Annotated in this window: 19 protein-coding genes and 1 tRNA gene; 2 read left to right on the top strand and 18 right to left on the bottom strand. The window is 36.9% G+C overall.

The features are described 5' to 3' along the window. Positions 1 to 23 precede the first annotated feature (23 nt). The 10 genes from nuoH to aspS form a co-directional block, all read right to left on the bottom strand. Positions 24 to 1,076: an NADH-quinone oxidoreductase subunit NuoH gene (nuoH, locus tag L1S34_RS13525; RefSeq protein WP_236364447.1), complete on the bottom strand. Its 1,053-nt coding sequence runs from the start codon at positions 1,074 to 1,076 to the stop codon at positions 24 to 26. Beyond that, the gene (locus tag L1S34_RS13520) at positions 1,069 to 2,118 is read right to left on the bottom strand and encodes a 2Fe-2S iron-sulfur cluster-binding protein (protein ID WP_236364445.1); all 1,050 of its coding nucleotides are present in this window, start codon (positions 2,116 to 2,118) and stop codon (positions 1,069 to 1,071) included. Before L1S34_RS13520 ends, nuoH begins: the two co-directional genes overlap by 8 nt. A 69-nt stretch (positions 2,119 to 2,187) precedes the next feature. Further along, on the bottom strand, positions 2,188 to 3,555 hold the full coding sequence (nuoF, locus tag L1S34_RS13515; RefSeq protein ID WP_236364443.1) for an NADH-quinone oxidoreductase subunit NuoF: 1,368 nt from the start codon (positions 3,553 to 3,555) through the stop codon (positions 2,188 to 2,190). A 1-nt stretch (position 3,556) separates the two neighbouring features. Further along, positions 3,557 to 4,087, bottom strand: a complete 531-nt coding sequence (locus tag L1S34_RS13510; protein WP_210790725.1) for a complex I 24 kDa subunit family protein — start codon at positions 4,085 to 4,087, stop codon at positions 3,557 to 3,559. An 81-nt stretch (positions 4,088 to 4,168) separates the two neighbouring features. Continuing rightward, positions 4,169 to 5,407 carry an NADH-quinone oxidoreductase subunit D gene (locus L1S34_RS13505; RefSeq protein ID WP_166139003.1) on the bottom strand — a complete coding sequence of 413 codons (1,239 nt, stop codon included), beginning with the start codon at positions 5,405 to 5,407 and terminating at the stop codon, positions 4,169 to 4,171. Between the two features lie 31 nt (positions 5,408 to 5,438). Next, entirely contained in the window at positions 5,439 to 5,960 is a 522-nt protein-coding gene (locus tag L1S34_RS13500; protein ID WP_236364441.1) for an NADH-quinone oxidoreductase subunit C, read from the bottom strand. Between the two features lie 3 nt (positions 5,961 to 5,963). Beyond that, positions 5,964 to 6,512, bottom strand: a complete 549-nt coding sequence (locus tag L1S34_RS13495; protein ID WP_166138998.1) for an NADH-quinone oxidoreductase subunit B — start codon at positions 6,510 to 6,512, stop codon at positions 5,964 to 5,966. 127 nt (positions 6,513 to 6,639) lie between these two features. Beyond that, entirely contained in the window at positions 6,640 to 7,005 is a 366-nt protein-coding gene (locus L1S34_RS13490; RefSeq protein ID WP_166138995.1) for an NADH-quinone oxidoreductase subunit A, read from the bottom strand. A gap of 290 nt (positions 7,006 to 7,295) precedes the next feature. After that, positions 7,296 to 7,490: a cold-shock protein gene (locus tag L1S34_RS13485; protein ID WP_007137066.1), complete on the bottom strand. Its 195-nt coding sequence runs from the start codon at positions 7,488 to 7,490 to the stop codon at positions 7,296 to 7,298. A 132-nt stretch (positions 7,491 to 7,622) separates the two neighbouring features. Beyond that, positions 7,623 to 9,368: an aspartate--tRNA ligase gene (aspS, locus tag L1S34_RS13480; RefSeq protein ID WP_236364439.1), complete on the bottom strand. Its 1,746-nt coding sequence runs from the start codon at positions 9,366 to 9,368 to the stop codon at positions 7,623 to 7,625. A gap of 225 nt (positions 9,369 to 9,593) precedes the next feature. Here aspS and L1S34_RS13475 point away from each other — a divergent pair, with 225 nt between their 5' ends. Beyond that, on the top strand, positions 9,594 to 9,938 hold the full coding sequence (locus L1S34_RS13475; RefSeq protein ID WP_210790718.1) for a toxin-antitoxin system YwqK family antitoxin: 345 nt from the start codon (positions 9,594 to 9,596) through the stop codon (positions 9,936 to 9,938). Positions 9,939 to 10,088: 150 nt separating this feature from the next. Here L1S34_RS13475 and L1S34_RS13470 read toward each other — a convergent pair whose 3' ends face one another. The 7 genes from L1S34_RS13470 to L1S34_RS13440 form a co-directional block, all read right to left on the bottom strand. Then, entirely contained in the window at positions 10,089 to 11,759 is a 1,671-nt protein-coding gene (locus tag L1S34_RS13470; RefSeq protein ID WP_236364437.1) for a sodium/sugar symporter, read from the bottom strand. Positions 11,760 to 11,762: 3 nt separating this feature from the next. Then, positions 11,763 to 12,830, bottom strand: coding sequence for a UDP-glucose--hexose-1-phosphate uridylyltransferase (locus L1S34_RS13465; RefSeq protein WP_236364435.1), 1,068 nt, complete (start codon positions 12,828 to 12,830; stop codon positions 11,763 to 11,765). A gap of 89 nt (positions 12,831 to 12,919) precedes the next feature. After that, the gene (gene galK, locus L1S34_RS13460; protein WP_236364433.1) at positions 12,920 to 14,104 is read right to left on the bottom strand and encodes a galactokinase; all 1,185 of its coding nucleotides are present in this window, start codon (positions 14,102 to 14,104) and stop codon (positions 12,920 to 12,922) included. Positions 14,105 to 14,157: 53 nt separating this feature from the next. Next, a complete protein-coding gene (locus L1S34_RS13455; RefSeq protein WP_236364431.1) occupies positions 14,158 to 16,581 on the bottom strand; it encodes a DUF4982 domain-containing protein in 2,424 nt (807 codons plus the stop codon). A gap of 126 nt (positions 16,582 to 16,707) precedes the next feature. Further along, a complete protein-coding gene (locus L1S34_RS13450) occupies positions 16,708 to 17,751 on the bottom strand; it encodes a glycoside hydrolase family 53 protein (RefSeq protein ID WP_236364429.1) in 1,044 nt (347 codons plus the stop codon). 8 nt (positions 17,752 to 17,759) lie between these two features. Then, the gene (locus L1S34_RS13445; RefSeq protein WP_236364427.1) at positions 17,760 to 18,854 is read right to left on the bottom strand and encodes a glycoside hydrolase family 53 protein; all 1,095 of its coding nucleotides are present in this window, start codon (positions 18,852 to 18,854) and stop codon (positions 17,760 to 17,762) included. A gap of 2 nt (positions 18,855 to 18,856) precedes the next feature. Next, positions 18,857 to 19,909 carry an aldose epimerase family protein gene (locus tag L1S34_RS13440; RefSeq protein ID WP_236364425.1) on the bottom strand — a complete coding sequence of 351 codons (1,053 nt, stop codon included), beginning with the start codon at positions 19,907 to 19,909 and terminating at the stop codon, positions 18,857 to 18,859. 102 nt (positions 19,910 to 20,011) lie between these two features. On the opposite strand from L1S34_RS13440, the gene L1S34_RS13435 reads away from it, so the two are divergent. Further along, positions 20,012 to 21,010 carry a GntR family transcriptional regulator gene (locus L1S34_RS13435; protein WP_236364423.1) on the top strand — a complete coding sequence of 333 codons (999 nt, stop codon included), beginning with the start codon at positions 20,012 to 20,014 and terminating at the stop codon, positions 21,008 to 21,010. 33 nt (positions 21,011 to 21,043) lie between these two features. On the opposite strand, the gene L1S34_RS13430 is transcribed toward L1S34_RS13435, so the two are convergent. Then, positions 21,044 to 21,123: transfer RNA gene (locus L1S34_RS13430), tRNA-Leu, on the bottom strand. Positions 21,124 to 21,316: the final 193 nt, after the last annotated feature.

The following is a 21,316-nucleotide window of genomic DNA, read 5'->3' as shown; positions in this document are numbered from 1 at the left end:
GGTTTTAGTACAGCTAACTTAATTTATAATCCAAAATAAGCAGCAATATCAGCTCTTAAAATTACAATTCCGGTAATTATAATATTGATAATCGAAAGCGGAATCAAAATTCGCCATCCTAAGTTCATCAATTGATCGTATCTAAATCTCGGGATCGTCCAACGTACCCACATGTAGAAAAAGATGAAGCCACACAACTTGATAAACAATGCACCAAACCCTAAAAGATTCGCCGCATTCACTCCCCAATTTTCAACAACCCAACTCATTCCCGGATAATTATATCCTCCAAAAAACAAGACCGCTAAAATAGTAGAAGAAATGAACATATTTGCATATTCAGCAAATAAATAAAAGCCCATTTTCATAGACGAATATTCGGTGTGGTAACCTCCAATTAATTCACTTTCGCACTCTGCCAAATCAAAAGGAGTTCTGTTCGATTCTGCAAAAGCACAAATTAAAAAGATTACAAATGAAAGTGGTTGGTAAAATACATTCCAATTCATTCCGGCTTGCTGTGCAGAGATTTCTCTTAAACTCAAAGTTCCAGTCATCATCAACAAAGCAATCATTGAAAGTCCCATGGCAACTTCATACGACACCATTTGCGAAGCAGCACGAACCGCTCCCATCAACGAGAACTTGTTGTTCGAAGCCCATCCTCCAATCATGATTCCGTAAACACCCACAGACACCACTCCAAAAAAGTATAATAAACCAATATTCAAATCGGTTGCTTGTAATAAAATATCTCTTCCAAACAAATGCAATCTGTCTCCCCACGGAATCACAGCACTTGTCATTAAGGCCGTACTCATAGCAATGGCTGGCCCTACAAAAAACAAGAAACGGTTTGGCGTATTTGGCTCAAACTCTTCTTTTGAAAATAATTTTAAACCATCAGCAAGTGGTTGAAACAAACCTAGCGGACCTGCTCTGTTTGGCCCTACACGATCTTGCAACCATGCCGCCACTTTACGTTCTGCCCAAGTAGAATACATCGCCATTAACATTGTCAGTGCAAAAACAGCAACAATTATGACACTTTTTTCAATTATAATAACGCTATCCATTGTTCTCGGTAGTATTAAAAGTTGTACTTCCTTCGTTTGTCAATGGAATCTCAGCCATACTGATTTTTTTACGGTCAACTGCTCTACCCAACAAAATGTTCTCTTCGGTTGCAATTTGCACTTTTTCTAACTTTCTGTTGTATTTATTTACGTTGATTACAGAATCTTTTTCAAAAGCTCTTGGTCCTTCAATAGTCCAGTCAGCTACATCTTTATGGTCAAAACGACAACCGTTACAAATGAACTCATCAACTTCGTGGTACTCGTCTTTACGTCCTGTTACACGCTGAATCTCGTCACCAAACATCCAAACAGTAGTTTTACCTGAACAAGTAGGACAATCTCTGTGTGCATTGTACGGCTTGCTAAACCAAACTCTTGATTTGAATCTAAATGTTTTATCAGTTAATGCTCCAACAGGACACACATCAATCATGTTTCCTGAAAACTCATTATCAATTGCTTTTGAAATACAAGTTGAAATGTTAGAGTGATCTCCTCTATCCATAACACCATGCACACGCTCATCTGTTAACTGATCAGCTACCATCACACAACGGTAACATAGAATGCAACGGTTCATGTGTAACTGAATGTTCGGACCAATATCTTCTGGCTCAAAAGTTCTTTTCTCTTCAATAAAACGAGTCTCTGACTTTCCGTGCTCAAAGCTTAAGTTTTGCAAATCACATTCACCAGCCTGATCACAAACTGGGCAATCTAAAGGGTGATTGATCAATAAAAACTCAGTTACCGACTTTCTAGCTTCTTGAACTCTTGGTGATGATTTACTATTCACTTCCATTCCGTCCATACAGCCTGTAACACATGATGCCATTAATTTTGGCATAGGTCTTGGGTCTGCATCGCTACCTTTGGCAACTTCAACTAAACAACAACGGCATTTTCCACCGCTTCCTTTTAGTTTAGAATAATAACACATCGCTGGCGGTACTACCTCACCACCTATCATACGTGCTGCTTGCAGGATAGTTGTTCCTGGTTCTACTTCTATTGACTGTCCGTCTATTGTTACTTTCATTTCTTAATTAGTTTCAAGTTTAAAGTTTCATATTTCAGGAATTGTCCTGAAACTGAAACCTGAAACGTTTTATACTGTTTGCTTTGCTACTAGGTGCTTTACTTGTTCAAAAGGCTCGGCAACAAAATGATTTCTATTTTTGATTTTCTCTGGAAAACGAATGTGGTATTCAAATTCATCTCTAAAGTGACGAATCGCAGCAGCTACTGGCCATGAAGCAGCGTCACCTAAAGGGCAAATTGTATTACCTTCAATTTTACTTTGAATACTCAACAACAATTCGATATCCTCTTCACGTCCGTGTCCGTTTTCAATACGGTGCAATACTTTTTCTAACCAACCCGTACCTTCACGACATGGCGAACATTGCCCACAACTTTCATGATGATAAAAACGAGAGAAATTCCATGTGTTACGAACGATACAAGCTGTATCATCATAAACGATAAAACCTCCTGAACCCAACATCGATCCTGTAGCAAAACCTCCATCACTCAAAGATTCATAAGTCATCAAACGATCTTCGCCATTTGCTGTTTTGTAAATTAAATTTGCTGGCAAAACCGGCACAGAACTTCCTCCTGGCACGAAAGCTTTTAATGGTCTGTCAGAACTCATACCACCCAAATATTCATCTGAGTTCATGAATTCATAAACACTTAAACCTAAATCAATTTCGTAAACTCCAGGATTTTTAATATTTCCCGAAGCAGAAATTAATTTGGTTCCCGTAGATCTACCTATACCGATTTTAGCATAGTCAGCACCTGAATTGTTTACAATCCATGGCACAGCTGCAATGGTTTCAACATTATTCACTACCGTTGGATTAGCCCATAAACCAGATACCGCAGGAAACGGCGGCTTGATTCTTGGGTTTCCTCTTTTACCTTCTAACGACTCAATAAGAGCAGTCTCTTCTCCACAAATATAGGCACCACCACCAATTTGAACGTACAAATCCAAATCGTATCCGGTACCTAATATATTTTTACCCAACCATCCTGCAGCTTTCGCCTCAGCAATGGCGCGTTCTAAAATTTTATACACCCACATGTACTCTCCACGAATGTAGATGTACGATAAATTTGCACCAAGAGCATAACTTGAGGTAATCATTCCTTCAATCAATAAGTGCGGAATGTACTCCATCAAATAACGATCCTTAAAAGTACCTGGCTCCGACTCATCTGCATTACAAACCAAGTGTCTTGGCTTACCCGATTTTTTGTCGATAAAACTCCACTTCATCCCTGCAGGAAATCCTGCACCACCACGACCACGTAGTCCTGAAGTCTTTACTTCTTCTACTACTTCGTCAGGTGTCAAGGTTTTTAAAGCTTTTTCTACAGAAGCATAACCACCATTAGTGCGGTACACATCATAAGTTTTAATTCCTGGAATATTTACTTTATCTAATAATATTTTCTGTGACATATTATTTATCGTGTAGAATTATTGTATTGTTTTTGCAATCATCAATTAACTGATCTACTTTTTCTTTGGTTAAATGTTCCTTGTAAAAATCACCCAACTGCATCATTGGAGCATATCCACAAGCACCTAAACACTCTACTCCTCGAACTTCGAATAAACCGTCTGCTGTAGGCTCTCCTACCTTTACACCTAATTTTTCGCAAGTATAATCCATTAAGTCCTCTACTCCATTCAAACAACAAGGTGATGTTTGGCAAAATTCAAACATGTATTTACCAACTGGTCGACGATTGAACATCGTATAAAATGAAACCACTTCATACACCTCAACCGGTTTTATCGAAAGAATTTCGGCAACCTTGTCTTGCAATTCAATACTCAACCAATCATTGTGAGCATCTTGAACCTCATGCAAAACTGGTAGTAAAGCTGATTTTTGTTTGCCCTCTGGATAATGACTTATTAGCTCATTGATGCGAGTCATCAAGGCTTCAGTCATATTTATTTCTTGTTTGTACTGTGTTCTTTCCATTTTAAATATTTTAAATTTTGAATTATAAATTTTAAATGTTTTGGATACTTTATAATTTAAAATTCATCATTTATAATTTTACTAAGCGTCTAACTCTCCCGCAATTACATTTAAACTCGACAAAATAACAATCGCATCAGATAATAACGAACCTTTAATCATTTCTGGATACGCTTGGTAATATATAAAACAAGGTCTACGGAAATGCAAACGGTATGGAGTTCTACTTCCGTCAGTTACCAAATAAAAACCAACTTCACCATTTCCTCCTTCAACAGGATGGTAAATTTCGGCTACTGGTACCGGAACCTCACCCATAACAATCTTAAAGTGATAGATTAAAGATTCCATATTGTTATACACATCTTCTTTTGGAGGCAAGTAATAATCAGGTACATCAGCATGGTATTCGTTTCCTGCTGGCATTTTATCCAACGCTTGACGAATAATACTCAAACTCTCCCAAACCTCGGCATTACGAACACAAAAACGATCGTAAGTATCACCTGATTTTCCAACTGGAACGATAAAATCAAAATCTTCGTAAGAAGAATAAGGTTGTGCAACACGTACATCATAATCTACACCAGCTGCACGCAAGTTAGGGCCAGTAAAGCCGTAAGCCATAGCTTGTTCTGCAGTGATAGCGCCAACATTAACGGTACGGTCAATAAAAATTCTATTTCTTTCAAAAAGGTTTTCGAACTCTTTCCAAGCAACTGGAAATTCTTCTAAAAACACATCTAATTTTCTAAAAGCTTCTGGAGACCAATCTCTTTCGAAACCACCAATACGTCCCATATTTGTTGTCAAACGAGCACCGCAAATTTCTTCGTAAATCTCATATACTTTTTCTCTAAACTGAAAAACATATAAGAAACCGGTGTAAGCTCCAGTATCAACACCTAAAATAGAGTTACAAATAATATGATCGGTAATACGCGCTAATTCCATAACAATAACACGCAAGTACTGCGCACGTTTTGGAACCTCAATACCTAACAATTTTTCTAAAGTCATCCACCAACCCATATTATTGATAGGCGATGAACAATAATTCATCCTATCTGTAAGCGGTGTAATTTGATAAAAAGGTCGGTTTTCGGCGATTTTTTCGAATGCTCTGTGAATATATCCAATTGTAGGCTCTGCCTCTAAAATACGTTCTCCATCCATCAACAAGATATTTTGGAAAATACCGTGTGTAGCTGGGTGAGTAGGCCCTAAATTTAGAATCGAAAGCTCGCTTCCGTCTTCATTTAGTTGCTCTGCAATTCGTTTAGCATAGCGATGCTCTGGTGGTAATAATAGTTCTGACATTTAGTTAATGTGAAAAATTATAATATTTTTTTTAGCAATTTTTGACAGTACGACCGAAGAAACGATCGTCTTTATCCGTTCTTCCGCTGTCTTCCATCGGAAACTCTTTACGCATCGGGAACGAAATCATTTCATCCATATTCAAAATACGTTTCAACTGTGGATGACCGACGAAGTTAATACCGTAAAAATCGTATGCTTCACGTTCCATCCAATTAGAACTTAAAAAGATATTGGAAATGGTTTTAATTTCAGGATTAGCGCCATTTAAATACGCTTTGATTCGGATTCTTTTGTTCTCGTACCAATTGTGCAGGTGATATACCACAGCAAATTGATGATCTTCATCATTATCAGGATAATGAATACCGCATAAATCGGTTAAGAAATGAAAACGTAATGTAGGATCATTTTTCAAAAAAAGGATGATAGCAGTAATTTTATCTGAGCTCGCTTCAAATGAAAATATATCTTGTTCTTGTTTGAAGTCAAAAACAGCTGAATCAAAAGTTTCAACTAGTTTTTCTTGAATTTGTGTAGTTTCTAGCGCCATTCTTTATTTGATATTATAAGAAGCTAATAATTCTTGGTATTCAGGTGAACTTCTGCGTCTCACAGATTCTGTTTTTACCAATTCTTGCAATTTCATTACTCCATCAACAATTTGTTCTGGTCTAGGTGGGCATCCTGGTACATATACATCTACAGGAATTACTTTATCGATTCCTTGTAAAACAGAGTACGTATCGAAAATACCACCAGATGAAGCACAAGCACCAACAGCAATTACCCAGCGAGGCTCAGACATTTGCTCGTATACTTGACGTAAGATAGGTGCCATTTTTTTTGATATTGTTCCCATTACTAGCAACATATCCGCTTGACGAGGCGAAAAACTCACACGTTCAGATCCGAAACGGGCCAAATCATAATGTGAAGCCATTGTTGCCATAAATTCGATTCCACAACAAGAGGTTGCAAATGGCAAAGGCCATAATGAATTGGCACGAGCCAAACCCACAACATCATTCAGTTTTGTAGCAAAAAAACCTTCACCAACAACACCTTCTGGAGGGGCAACCATAGTTACATTTGAATTACTCATCTTTTGAAAAATTATGAAGTATGAATTATGAATTGTGAATTCATAATTTAAATTTTAAAACATTCTTTTAAAACACATTAAAAATTAGAATCTATGACATTCGCTAGTTCCAATTCCTAAATATTCTTTATTCCCACTCGAGTGCCTTCTTTTTGATGATGTAAAAGAAACCCACCAAAAGCAACAACATAAAAACAACCATCTTGATCATTCCATCCATTCCTAGTTCTCTAAAATTTACAGCCCAAGGGTATAAAAAGATAACCTCAACATCAAAAAGAACAAATAGAATAGCTACCAAGAAATATTTAACAGAGAAAGGAATACGCGCATTACCTACGGATTCAATTCCACATTCGAAGTTTTTATCCTTCACCTCCGAAGATCGCTTTGGACCTAATTTACCCGAAACTAAAATAGTACCTACAACAAACCCTACAGCTAAAATGAACTGCATAAGGATTGGAATGTAATTTAACTGATCTGATTGCATATAATGGTTTTTACGAATAACAATAAGCTACAAAGATAACTTTCAAAAAATTAAATACCAATTAAAACTTAGAAATACATGACTACTACAACGATGTAAATTTGCAATTTTTATCAATTATAAATAAGGTTTTAATAAATAATTAAGAGCTGTTTAAGCTTGATTTTTCATGAATATGTAAATTTTCGATTCCATCAATCTTTTTGATAATGCATATTCATAAAAAAAGCGTCCCGATATCTTCGGGACGCCTTAAACATTCGTAGGCAATAAAAAAATATTTTTTATGCTTAGATCACTGCTACTTTCGCAGCAACTTTTCCTTTTCTTCCTTCTTCTTCTTCATAGCTAACTCTGTCACCTTCGCGTAATTCTTCCGCGTTGATTCCTGAAGCGTGAACGAAAATGTCTTTTCCTGTTTCTTCGTCTGTAATGAATCCGTAACCTTTAGACTCATTGAAAAATTTAACTGTACCTGTACGCATTGTAATAGTAATAATAATTTATAATGTAGCAAATGTAATATTTAATACAATACGAAAAACGTTCAAGGCTTTTTATTTTGTAAAATTATTGATATTCAACGTTTTCTAGTACACTTACGTTTCCTAGGTCACTTATTTTAATTGAATATGCAACTCATTTAGTTGCGAAACATCAATTGCAGATGGCGCATCAATCATAACATCGCGACCTGAATTGTTTTTTGGGAAAGCAATAAAATCACGTATTGTTTCTTGTCCACCCAAAATCGCAACAAGTCGATCTAGTCCAAATGCTAATCCTCCATGCGGCGGCGCACCAAACTGGAAAGCATCCATTAAGAAACCAAACTGCGCTTTAGCTTCTTCTGGAGTAAAGCCTAAATATTTAAACATTAATTGCTGTGTTTCTTTGTCATGAATACGAATAGAACCTCCACCAATTTCGTTACCATTCAAAACCATATCATAAGCATTTGCACGTACTTGACCTGGATTGGTTTCTAATAAGTGCATGTCTTCTGGTTTTGGAGAAGTAAAAGGATGGTGCATGGCGTGGTAACGACCACTTTCTTCATCAAATTCTAACAATGGAAAGTCTACTACCCATAAAGGTGCAAATTCTGCTGGATTTCTCAATCCCAGATGAGTAGCCAACTCCATACGCAAAGCACTTAATTGCGTACGCGTTTTGTCTGCTGGTCCAGAAAGCACAAAAATCATGTCTCCTGCTTTCGCACCCGTAATTTTTGCCCATTGTTGCAAATCATCTTGATCGTAAAATTTATCTACTGATGATTTGTAGGTTCCGTCATCATTGCATTTTACATACACCATTCCTGATGCACCCACTTGAGGACGTTTTACCCAGTCAATTAACCCATCAATTTCTTTACGAGTGTAGTTTCCAGCTCCTGGCACTGCAATACCTACAACCAATTCTGCTGCATTAAAAACAGGGAATTCTTTGTGTTGTGCTACGGCATTTAACTCTCCAAATTCCATCCCAAAACGGATATCTGGCTTGTCATTTCCGTAGGTTTTCATGGCATAATCATAAGTGATTCTTGGGAATTTATCTACTTCAATGCCTTTAATTTCTTTTAGTAAATGTCTTGTCAATCCTTCAAAGACATTTAATATATCTTCTTGCTCAACAAAAGCCATCTCGCAATCAATTTGTGTGAATTCCGGTTGTCTGTCGGCGCGTAAATCTTCGTCACGGAAACATTTTACAATTTGAAAATATTTATCCATTCCACCCACCATCAACAATTGTTTGAAAGTTTGAGGCGATTGTGGTAAGGCATAAAATTGTCCTTCGTTCATCCTTGACGGCACTACGAAATCTCTAGCTCCTTCTGGAGTCGATTTAATAAGATAAGGCGTTTCTACCTCACAGAAATCCAAATCAGATAAATACTTGCGTACTTCCATGGCCACTTTGTGGCGGAAAAGCAAACTATTTTTAACCGGATTACGACGGATATCGAGGTAACGGTATTTCATACGAATATCTTCGCCACCATCTGTTTCATCTTCTATTGTAAAAGGTGGAGTTAAGGCTGCATTTAAAATTTGTAATTCTGAAACCAAAATTTCGATGTCACCCGTACTCATGTTTTTGTTTTTAGCCTCGCGCTCAATCACTGTACCTTTTACCTGTATAACAAATTCACGACCTAAGGTTTTGGCCAACTCAAAAACGGTTTTTTCAGTACGACTTTCGTCAAAAATTAATTGTGTAATTCCGTAACGATCACGCAAGTCAACCCAATTCACAAATCCTTTATCACGAGATTTTTGAACCCAACCTGCCAATGTAACTTCGTTATTGATATGCGTGGCATTCAACTCACCACAATTATGACTTCTATACATGTTTTACAAATTTATTATTTAAGCGCTACAACGCGGGTGCAAATTTAGGACTAATATTCAATAATGAATTGCCAAAGCTTAAATTTTACCATCAAAGCGATGGCAAAGTTCATAGCCAATGTTAAGTTTTACTCCAATGTTACCAAATTGTTAACTTAAAGTTTTTTTATTGTAAAATAGTTTTTATATTTGTGACTATAAATGAAACTTTTAAAAACCTACATCATGAAAAAATATATCATTATTGCCGTATTACTATTTACTGGAATCGTATCTGCTCAAGAAAACAATCCAAAACTAGAAGCTATTGGAGAGTTAGTAAAAACAACTTACTATTATGAAAATGGAAATGTACAACAAGAAGGATTTTTCAAAAACGGAAAACTAGAAGGAATCTGGACATCGTATGCTGAAAATGGAAACAAACTAAGCGTTGCTACCTACAGTAATGGTGAGAAAACAGGAAAATGGTTGTTCTGGAATGGAATCAATCTAAATGAAGTTGACTATTCTAATAATAGAGTTGCTACTGTAAAAACTTGGAAACAAGATGCAATAGTAAACAATTAACATCAAAAAACATAAAGGTTAAAAAAAAAAGCTTTCGAATATCTCGAAAGCTTTTTTTTTGCAACAGCATTACCTTAAATAATTTTAATCTGGTTTTATCATTATTAATGCTTCGCATTACATTCAATAGCAATGTGAAGCATTTATCTTTTACCAAAAAATAGTATAGAATGCAGCTATTAATGAGATCACAATCAACATTCCTACTGTAAAGGCAGGGCTCATTTTAAACATTGCTCGATCAATTTCAAGACCATTGGTTTTAACACCTCTTGACGTTTCGTACAAACTAATACTCACCATACCGATTATACAAATCAAGAATACAAATCCCATACGATCAATAAACGGAATTTCATACAATCCATCTGCATTTGGTACCGCAAACCCTGTTGAATATAAAAATGACAAATCAACGACAGCTGGCATAAATTTGAAAGCAAGCGACAGCAAGAAACCACCAATGGTTGCAAACAAAGCCGCATTTGAAGTTGTTTTCTTCCAGAAGAAACCAAGAATAAACATGGCAAAAACTCCAGGACTTACAAATCCTGTGTACTCTTGAATGTATTGAAATCCTCCTTTTTTATCAATTCCTAAAAATGGAGCCACAACTACAGCAATCAGCATCGCAACTACAATTGCCTTTTTACCAACGTTGACTAATTTTTTTTCATCAGCATCAACATTTAGTTTTGTTTTGTAGATGTCTAATGTAAAAATAGTCGCAATACTGTTCGCTTTTCCAGCCAGGGAAGCTACAATTGCAGCAGTAAGTGCAGCAAAAGAGAGCCCTTTTAAACCTACCGGAAGTAAATTTAACAAAACAGGATAAGCACGATCTGGATTTAACGAACCGTCTTGTAGCATCTCGGAACCAAAATATCCTTTTTGATACAATACAAAAGCGGCGATTCCTGGTAAAACAACAATTATAGGCATTAACAATTTCAAGAAAGCAGCAAACAAAATTCCGTTTCGTGCCGTTTTAATATCCGCACCTAATGCTCGCTGCGTGATGTATTGGTTACAACCCCAATAATTGAGATTGATAATTAACATACCACCAATCAAAACAGAAAGTCCAGGCAAATCCATATAATTCGGATTCGTTTTTTCAAAAATCATATGAAAGTGATCGTTTGCCTCGGTAGTCATCAAGTTAAAACCATTAATTACACCTGTCGTACCAAACTCTTCGGCCACCAAATTCAGGGCTAGATAAGTAGTAACCAATCCTCCTAATATCAAAAAGAAAACTTGAATAACATCAGTATAACCAATAACTTTCATACCGCCTAGTGTAATCATAACCGCGAAAAACGCCAAGAAAATCATACAGAAAGTCAAATTTAAACCACAAATACTACTGATTGCCAAAGCGCCTAAGTACAAGATGGAAGTCAAATTCACTAAAACGTAAAGCAATAACCAAAATACCGCCATAATCATGGCCACATTGCTATTATACCTTTGATTAAGATACTGCGGCATGGTAAAAATTTTATTTTTTAGATATACTGGAATAAAGAAAATAGCAACAATAATTAAGGTAAAAGCCGCCATCCACTCATAAGTAGCAATGGCTAATCCCATCTTGAAACCACTTCCACTCATTCCGATAAACTGCTCCGCACTAATATTACTCGCAATTAATGAAGCACCAATAGCCCACCATGTGAGTGATCCCTCGGCTAAAAAATAATCCTTACTACTGGTTTCTTCTTTTTTCTTCTTGCGGTAAATCCATACTCCATAACTCACAATTAAGATGAAGTAGAAGAAAAAGACAATGTAATCTTGGGTTGCTAATGTTTGCATTGGTTAAATTGTTTTTGGTTTTTGGTTGGTTTTATAGTGAATGGTTGGCAATGCTCTTAATATGGCTGCACTTTTTTCTGGTGTAATATCCCGTTGCGATTCGCCCATCATTTCATATCCTACCATGAATTTTTTAACCGTTGCCGAACGCAGCAAGGGCGGATAAAAATGCATGTGGAAATGCCACTCTGGATGCACATCACCATCAGTTGGCGACTGATGAATGCCTGACGAATACGGAAAAGAAGTTTCGAAAAGGTTATCATACTTAGTTGTCAACTGTTTCAATATCAGCGCAAAATCAGCAACTTCGGCTTTGGTAAAATTAGTTATTTTATTGACATTACGCTTACTAATAATCATCGTTTCATAAGGCCAGATGGCCCAAAACGGAACTAATGCCACGAAATGTTCATTTTCAATCACAATTCTTTCTTGAGAACGCAATTCCTCTTGTACATAATCCTGTAAAAGAGTTCGTTGGTATTGGTCCCAATATTTTTTCAGACTAATTTGTGTTTTTTCAACCTGAGTTGGTAATGACGATTGTGCCCAAATTTGACCGTGCGGATGCGGATTACTGCAACCCATCACACTTCCTTTGTTTTCAAAAATTTGCACATGATTGATGTATGGTACAGCACCTAAATCTGTATACTCGCGCTGCCAAGTGGCAATGATATCTTCAATTTCATGTCCCTCCATTTCTGGTAAAGTCAGATGATGTTTGGGTGAAAAACAAACGACTCTTGAAATTCCTCTTTCTGGTTTAGCTTTAAAAAACCGTTCGTTTTCATCTTCCTCAAAATGGATTTCATCTTGTTTTAAAGCTGCAAAATCATTCTCAAAAACAAAGGCATTTTTATACTCAGGATTTATTTCTCCGTTGGCACGAACGTTACCCGGACATAAATAACAAGTTGGGTCGTATTCCGGTAGTTTTTCTGTTGCTATAGATTCATTTTGTCCTTGCCAAGGTCGTTTAGAACGGTGGGGCGAAACCAAAACCCATTCATTGATTAAGGGATTGAAACGCCTATGTGGATCTTCGTTAATATCAAAATTTTTCATGCTATTCATTTATTGTTTTTAACATTCCTTGATCGGAAGGTCTTTTTAACACAAACTAAATTTGTGCTTAAAAATGGATGTAATCAGTGTTACGTTTTTTTATGTTTCAGAGGTTCATACAAAGAAGTCCCGTTTCCGATTTTAACATCATAAATCTTTAAATCGATACCGAAAGTAGCTTTATAACCTTCAACTAATTTCGTTTTTATTGCGTGTTCTTCTCCCTTTTTAATCAAATTTATGGTGCAACCACCAAAACCGCCACCCATTAAACGCGAACCTACAACGGCCTTTTCGTTTTTAACAAAATCAACTAAAAAATCCAGCTCGTTGCAACTCACTTCATATTCTTGAGATAATCCTTCGTGGGTTTCAAACATCAACTGTCCTAAAGTTTCTATAGCACCATTATCGAGCGCAGTACAAGCTAAAGTTACTCTTTCGATTTCTTTCACCACAAACGAACATCTTTTAAAAACATCGGCACTCATTACGCCTTGCAATTGCAGTACATGCTCCAAACTACAATCTCTAAAACTATTGATTTCTGGAAACTTATTTTTTAAAAGAGACAACCCTTCTTCGCATTGTTCTCTTCTTTGATTGTACGCGGAAGTCATCAAGGAGTGTTTCACGTTCGAATCAAATAAAATCAAAGCATAATCATTAAAGTCGGCCGTATGGTATTCATATTCCAAAGTTTTACAATCAATTTTAATCACTTTATTTTCGAGTCCCATTACACTCGAAAACTGGTCCATTATACCACAATTAATTCCTACCCAATGTTCTGCTTTTTGGCCCATTAGCGCCATATTGATTGGTTTTATTTGCAAATTAAAAAGCGTATTAATTCCGTATAAAAAACCACATTCAAGCGCTGCCGAAGATGACAAGCCGGAACCAACTGGAATATTACTGCTAAACACACAATTAAAACCTTCAAAATTAAATCCATTATCCTGTAATTGTTTGATAACTCCCAGAAGATAATTTGTCCATTCAACTTTACTATGACTAACTTCTACCGAAAGATCAACTACCAATTCTTCATTCAAATCCAAGGCTATAATTTTAGATTCGTTCGAAGTGTTTTTGGCAAAAGCAAAGCAAATAATCTTATCAATGGCAGCCGGCAAAACATAACCATCATTATAATCAATATGTTCTCCGATGATATTAATTCGACCAGGAGAAAGCACAACTTTTTCGGGAGTTGAACCAAATTTTTCCTGAAAAAAAGCACTCGTTTTTTGTATTACTACATCATTCATAAACTTCTTATTTTATTGTATTATTGGCCTGCTGCGCCTTTTGCTTGGGTTGATTATTTAACAAGCAAATCGATAAAACCACTTTTTAAACCTGATCCACTTACCTCTAATTTCGCTGTTCCAGCACTTACTTTTGATTGTACTAAAACCACTAATTTTCCGCTAAAAAGTTTCATTGTATCATTATGAAACATTTCGAGCGAGGTCGCATCACCATTACAAGCCGCTCTGTAGGATGCCGCACCTGAAACTTTAAACTTTAATTGATTTGTAGCTGTTGGGCACGGAATTCCATTTTTATCAACTACTGAAACCGTAACGAACGAAATATCTTCACCATCAGCCGAGATTATTTTTCGATCGGCCTCAAGTACAATATGATGGGGTTTTCCTGCGGTTTGAATTTGCTCCTCGGCCACTGCTTTACCGTTATCATCTATGGCAACTACTTTTACTGTTCCCGGCTCGTACTTTACATCCATCCACATCAGGCGGTAGCGATTTTGTGGTGTGCTGTTATTTTTTTTCTGCACGCCCATACTTTTGCCATTGATAAAAAGCTCAGCACTGTTGTAATTGGTGTAGACAAAAACAGGTGTTGTTTTCCCCTCGCGGCCTTCCCAATTCCAATGCGGTAAAATGTGCAGCGTTGTATCCTTAGTATTCCAGCGACTGCGATACAAATAATATCGATCTTTGGGTAAACCCGCTAAATCATTAATTCCGAAATACGAACTTCGTGACGGCCAACTTTCGTCATAAGGTGTTGGTTCACCTAGATAATCAAAACCGGTCCAAACGAATTCGCCAATTACCCAAGGTTTATCATCTTGCAGCACAAAATCTTCATCGGGAACATTTGACCAACTGCAGGCTTCTAAATCATAAGACGAAGATTGAAAATCGGGATATTGCTTCATTTTTTCTTGAACAACAGGAAATTTATAAATTCCTCGTGAACTTACTGTTGAAGCCGTTTCGGAACCTAAAATAAAACCTTGAGGGAATTTTTTTTGAGCCTCATCGTATAAATGAACTCGGTAATTGAGTCCAGGAATATCTAGCAAGGCTCCAAAACCCGATTCGATGGTAGCTTTTACCTGATCCATTCCAACGGTCACTGGACGAGTTGGATCTTCTCGATGAAATATTTCTTGCAACCATTTGGCTCTTTTAACGCCTTCTTCGCCCCACTGATCAGGGACTTCGTTACCGGAACTCCACATCACAATCGAAGGATGATTTCTGGTAGCTCGAACTAAATTTACGATATCTTTCTCTGCATATTCTTCAAAAAAACGATGGTAGCCATTATCTACCTTTGGCTTAGCCCATTCATCAAAACTTTCTGCCAGGAATAAGAAACCCATTTCATCGGCCAACTCTAATTGTTCGAATGACGGCATATTGTGTGAACTTCGGATGGCATTGCAACCCATGTCTTTCAGAATTTGCATTTGTCTACGAAGCGCCGCTTTGTTTACAGCAACTCCAAGCGGTCCCAAATCGTGGTGCAAACAAACACCTTTGAACTTAGTCACTTTTCCATTTAAGCTAAAGCCTTTGGCTGCTTCATATTTGATAGACCTTATTCCGAATACGGTAGTATTTTCATCTTTTAACTGATCACCAACGAACAATTGCGACACTGCTTTGTATAAATACGGACTTTCGGGACTCCACAATTTCGGTGTTTCAACTTTTATATTTTGATCGAACTCTTGACCAAACGGCACTGTAGCTTCGTCAGAACCAATTTTTTTACCATCGGCATCAAAAATGGTAGTGAGTAAACGCGTGTTTTCTCCTGATACTTTCGTTTTAATGTTCACTTTTGCAACAGCATCTGTAACAAGTGGTGTAGTTACAAACTGTCCCCATTGATCGATACTTTCTTCATTCTTGATGATCACGCTTACATTTCGATACAATCCTGCACCCGGATACCAACGTGAAGCAAATTCTTTATTGGAAAGTTTTACCGCTAAAGTATTGTTACCTTCTTGTGCCCACTGCGAAATATCGAAATAAAAATAACTGTAACCGTACTTCCACTCGCCTACTTTTTTTCCGTTCCAGTAAATTTCAGGCTCACTCATGGCACCTTCAAAAAGTAAAATAATTTTTTTGCCTTTTACATCTTTTGGCAAACTCACATTGTTGCGGTACCAAGCAGTACCAATGTGCGGCAAAGCTCCTGTTCTACCTGTTTTTTCGGTTGCTACAGTTTCTCCGTTTTGAACGATGGCTACCTTTTGGATATCAACATTTTTGTCAAAAGGACCGTAGATTGCCCAATCATGCGGAACGCTCACTCTTTGCCATTTGGCATCGTTAAAAACGACTTTTTCTGCGCCAGCGTGATCGCCTTTTTGAAATTTCCAATTGGCATTTAACACCTTAACTTCTCTTGATTGAGAAAATGCAGCTTGTGTAAAAGCTAAAATTACAACTAGAAAACAGAACAATTTCTTCATTTGTGAAATATTTTTTGAACCATATAAGTCATGTAAGATCAGATAAGTTTGCTACTAATTGTAGATTTAATCTGTGTTACCTTTACCAGATATGGTTAATTTATTTTGCATTTTAATACCGATTGACTACTCTTTGAAAGCATCTAAAGCCATAGAGGGTTTTCCGTCTGATTGCCAAGCGCTCAAACTGTAACCACTCCATGATTTGGCTCCCTGCGGTTCCCAAAACATTACGCCTAATCCTTTTTGGTTAGGAACAGCTTTCACGGCTTTTATAGTTTCTGTTAATAATTCAAAGGTGTTTTGAGACTTTTCATCCTCTCCGCCTACTTCAACTACCATAACTTCTTTAGCATAGCGAGAAACCATATCGTTTAAATTAAAAGCTAAATCTGAAATGGTTTCTGAGTAATCTTTTTTGATCCAAAACGGATAATACGATAAGCCAATTACATCATACTTGACCTTATAAAGCGTAGCTTGATCAAAAAACCAACGGAATTTTTCATTGTTATTTCCCTCATCAAGATGCACAATTACTTTAATTTTTGGGTCGATTGCTTTTGTGGCTTCGTATCCTTTATTAAGTAGTTGGGCTAGTTGTTCAAAATTTGAGGTTTTACCTTCAGGCCAAAGCATACCGCCAGGAATTTCGTTTCCAACTTGGACCCATTCTGGAGTAACTTTTGCCGCTTTTAACAAACGTAGTACTTCAAAAGTATGATTATAGACATCTGTCAAAAGTTGTTCAAACGAATGATTTTCCCACGCTTTAGGTTTAAATTGTTTAGCCGGATCAGCCCAAGAATCACTGTAATGAAAGTTAATCATGATGCGCATTCCCATTTTTTGAGTACGAACTGCCATAGCAACCGTTTCGGCTGGGCTGCAATGACCGCTGGCCTTATCGTCATTTGGATTTACCCATACGCGCAAGCGAACGGAATTCATTCCGCGATCTTTCAAAAGTTGCAGAGCGTCTTTGGGCTTACCATCCGTATCGTAAAATTTGTAACCTGTAGCTTCCATTTGCGGCAACCAACCTACATCTGCACCTTTGGCGAAAGCGGGAACAGTCGTAGCAGTTTGTTTTGTTGAGCTACAAGAAAAAAATAGGAATTGCAACAATACTAACAGGAGAAAATGTTTGGTCTTAATTAATTTTATCATGTTACCTTTTATTGCGCAAAAGCTTGTAAAACAGGCAAGGCTTTATTATTAAAATCATAAAAAGCTTGGTTCTCAAAAGTAGATCCATTGGTAGCTTGATTCCCTTTGAAAGACACCCATTCGCCACCCCAATAGGCAAACCCTTGACCATATTCTGATGCTTTAACAAGATTTTTAATAGCTAGTACAAAACTTTTTTGACCATCAGGCGTTGCAGGATAACCAGCTACCAACTGCGATTCAAGCCCCACAATATTGTTGGTGTAATCATTCCAAGTTAATGTAAATGGGTAAGCAGTCTCGGCAATGAGTACCTTTTTAGCAAATGTTTTTCCCAAAGCATCAATCGTTGTTTTTACATTGTTGATGTCTTTTCCGTGCCATATTGGATAGTAAGACAAACCGATATAATCATAATCGACACTTTTTACTTTATTGAAGAACCAATTCGTATCCGAAGAAGAAACTCCTGCATAATGAATCATGATTTTGGTAGAAGGTTGCGCAGCCCGAACCGCTACACTTGCAGCCGCCAACAAAGATAAACTTTGCGTTTCTTGGCTAATCAAATTGCCTTGAGGCCAAAGTAAACCGCTATTTATTTCGTTTCCTATTTGAATAATATCTGGCTTTATTTCATTCATTATTGTTGTAGTGTAGGTTGTTACAGCTGTTTTAAGAGCAGTGAATGAGAGTGATTTCCACTCAGCTGGCGTTTCTTGCGCTCCTGGATCAGCCCAAGTATCCGAATAATGAACAGTCAACCAAACTTTGAAACCCGCTTGTTTTGCTTTTTGTGCTAGTGTCTTCACTTCAGCTAAACCAGAACGTCCGTTGCTAGGATTATTCCACAAACGAATTCGAACAGTATTGCATCCTGAATTTTTTAAGGTGGTTAGCATATTTTCCGGCTGGTTGTTGGCGTTGTACAACACTTTTCCTGACGCTTCTAGTTCAGGTAAATACGAAATATCTGCTGCTCGTATAAATCCATCAACAACCGCAGGAGGCGCTACCTCAGCCTCTGTTTCATTACTATTAGAACAAGAGAAAAGGGAAGCAATGGCAACGATTTTAATTAAAAATGCCTTTTGTAGTTTCATTTTTATAATGCTTTAAATTTGTAAATAGTTTTATGATAGTACAATTCGCCCTTATCTAACTCACAAGAAGGAAAATGCGAGTGATTGGGCGCATCTGGAAAATTTTGAGTTTCAAAACAAACACCGCTCAAGGCGGTATATTCAGCACCTTCTTTTCCTTTTATTTGCGAAAAACAATTTCCACCCACGTACACATGAACAGCAGGTTGGTTGGTGAAAACCGACATTTTTAAGGTCTTGGTACTGTTGTACAAACTAGCAGCATATTCTTTAACTTGATTTAAGATGAAAGTATTGTCTATCTTACTTGGACAAAGTCTACCCTCTGAAAAATCAAAAGGGCAATTGGCAACATTTAAAAATTGACCCGTTGGAATTCCGGACGAAATCGTGTCTAAAATGCGTTGCGACTTAATTTTTAGTTCATGATTCACAACTGTTGCTGCTTGCCCATCTAAATTAAAATAACTGTGATGCGTCAAGTTTACAATCGTTTTCGCAGTTGTATGGGCAATATACTCTAATGCCAATTCATTCGTTTCAGTTAAAGTATAAGTTAAATCAATTTGCAACTCTCCCGGAAAACCGTTATCGCCATCAGGACTTGTGTGACTTAAAGTAACCGAAGGGTTTTTACCTTCTGTTCGTCTTTTGATCACCCAATTTTTTTGACTGAAACTATTTGATCCGCCGTGCAATGTATTTCCGTTCGAATTGGTATCCAAATTAATTGTTGCTCCGTCCAGCGAAAAAGCACCCTCGTTGATACGACCTGCAAACCGACCTACAGTAGCTCCAAAATAAGGTGCACTTGGCAAGTCAAACGATTGTATGTATTGTTCTAAAGTTTCGAAACCTAAAACCACATCTACACTACTCTCATCCTTTAATGGTACTTTCAAACTAGTTAGCGTAGCACCGTAAGTGATAATTTTGGCTACAAGACCATTTCCATTTTTTAGTTCACATTCAAAAACGGCTGAACCATCGGCAAGAATACCAAACGATTTGACAGCGGAATTAGATTTAAAATGTGATTTATGTTTTATTTTCATGCTAAAATTATGAAATATGAAAAATCAAAAATAAAGGAATTGTTAAATTATACATACCAGTACCTACCAGTTTTTGTATCTTGCACCAAAATTAGCATCCAAATGAAATTAATTTCGATTCAAAACAACATTGGAATTCCAAAATATAAGCAAATTGTCTCCTCAATTGAACAAGTAATTGCCGACAAAAAAATTAAAAAAGGAGATGCTCTTCCATCCGTAAACAAGGTCTGTATGGAGTTTTCATTATCCAGAGATACCGTCCTACAAGCTTACGAGGAATTAAAAAAAAGAGGGATAATTTATGCCATTCCTGGAAAAGGATACTACATCAAAAGCATTGAAACTACTATCAAACAAAGGATTTTTTTACTATTTGATGAGTTAAACATCTTTAAAGAAGACTTATACAATTCATTTTTAGAGAGCATTGGAGCTCATGTACAAGTAGATATTTTTTTCCATCATTTTAACCCAACTGTTTTTCAAAAACTAATTAATGATAGCAACGGTAATTACACTAAGTACATCATTATGCCAACCAATTTAGCAAATGCATCGACTTGTATAAAAACCCTACCAGTTAATGATGTGTATATCCTGGATCAAACCAACACTGAATTATCAAACTACCCGGCCGTGTACCAAAATTTTGTAAAAGATATTTATAATGGCTTACTCAAGGGCCAAAACCAGTTGAGTTCCTACCAAAAATTAATTATGATTTTTCCCGGATTTAGAGAGCCATTGGGTATGAAAATAGGTTTTGAAAAATTTTGTTCAGACTTTGGTTTAACACACGAAATTATCACCAAGATGCAAAACCGCATCATTCAAAAAGGCGAAGTATACATTATTCCGAGTGATCGAGATTTAGTTGAAGTAATCGAACAAGCCAAAACACAACAGCTACAATTAGGTATTGATTATGGCATTATCTCCTACAACGAAACTCCTTTAAAAAAAGTAGTTGAAAACGGAATCACCACAATTTCAACTGATTTTAAACTCATGGGAAGCTTACTTGCCGATATGATTTTGAAAGGAAAAAAAGGACAAATTGAGAATAAAAGCGCATTGATACTTCGGAATTCTTTATAACAAAAAAATCCGCTTCTTTCGAAGCGGATTTTGTACCCGGAGCCGGAGTCGAACCGGCACGGTTTCCCACAGGTGTTTGAGACCAGCGCGTCTACCAATTCCGCCATCCGGGCTTAGCAGACCGAAACGACAACAGCCGTTTCACGCAATAAAGAGACAAATGGTGGTAGCCAAGTGCCTTTATCTTTAACACGGTGCAAATGTAAAAAATATATTTAATAGTCCAACAAAAAATACTTAATTTTTTCCTTTCAGAGTTGAATAAATTTCATAAATTTGCACCTCGGTAAAAACACAACACACAAC

The organism is Flavobacterium sp. K77, from assembly GCF_021608205.1.
Lineage (GTDB): Bacteria > Bacteroidota > Bacteroidia > Flavobacteriales > Flavobacteriaceae > Flavobacterium > Flavobacterium turcicum.
This window is presented reverse-complemented; position numbering and strand designations above follow the sequence as displayed.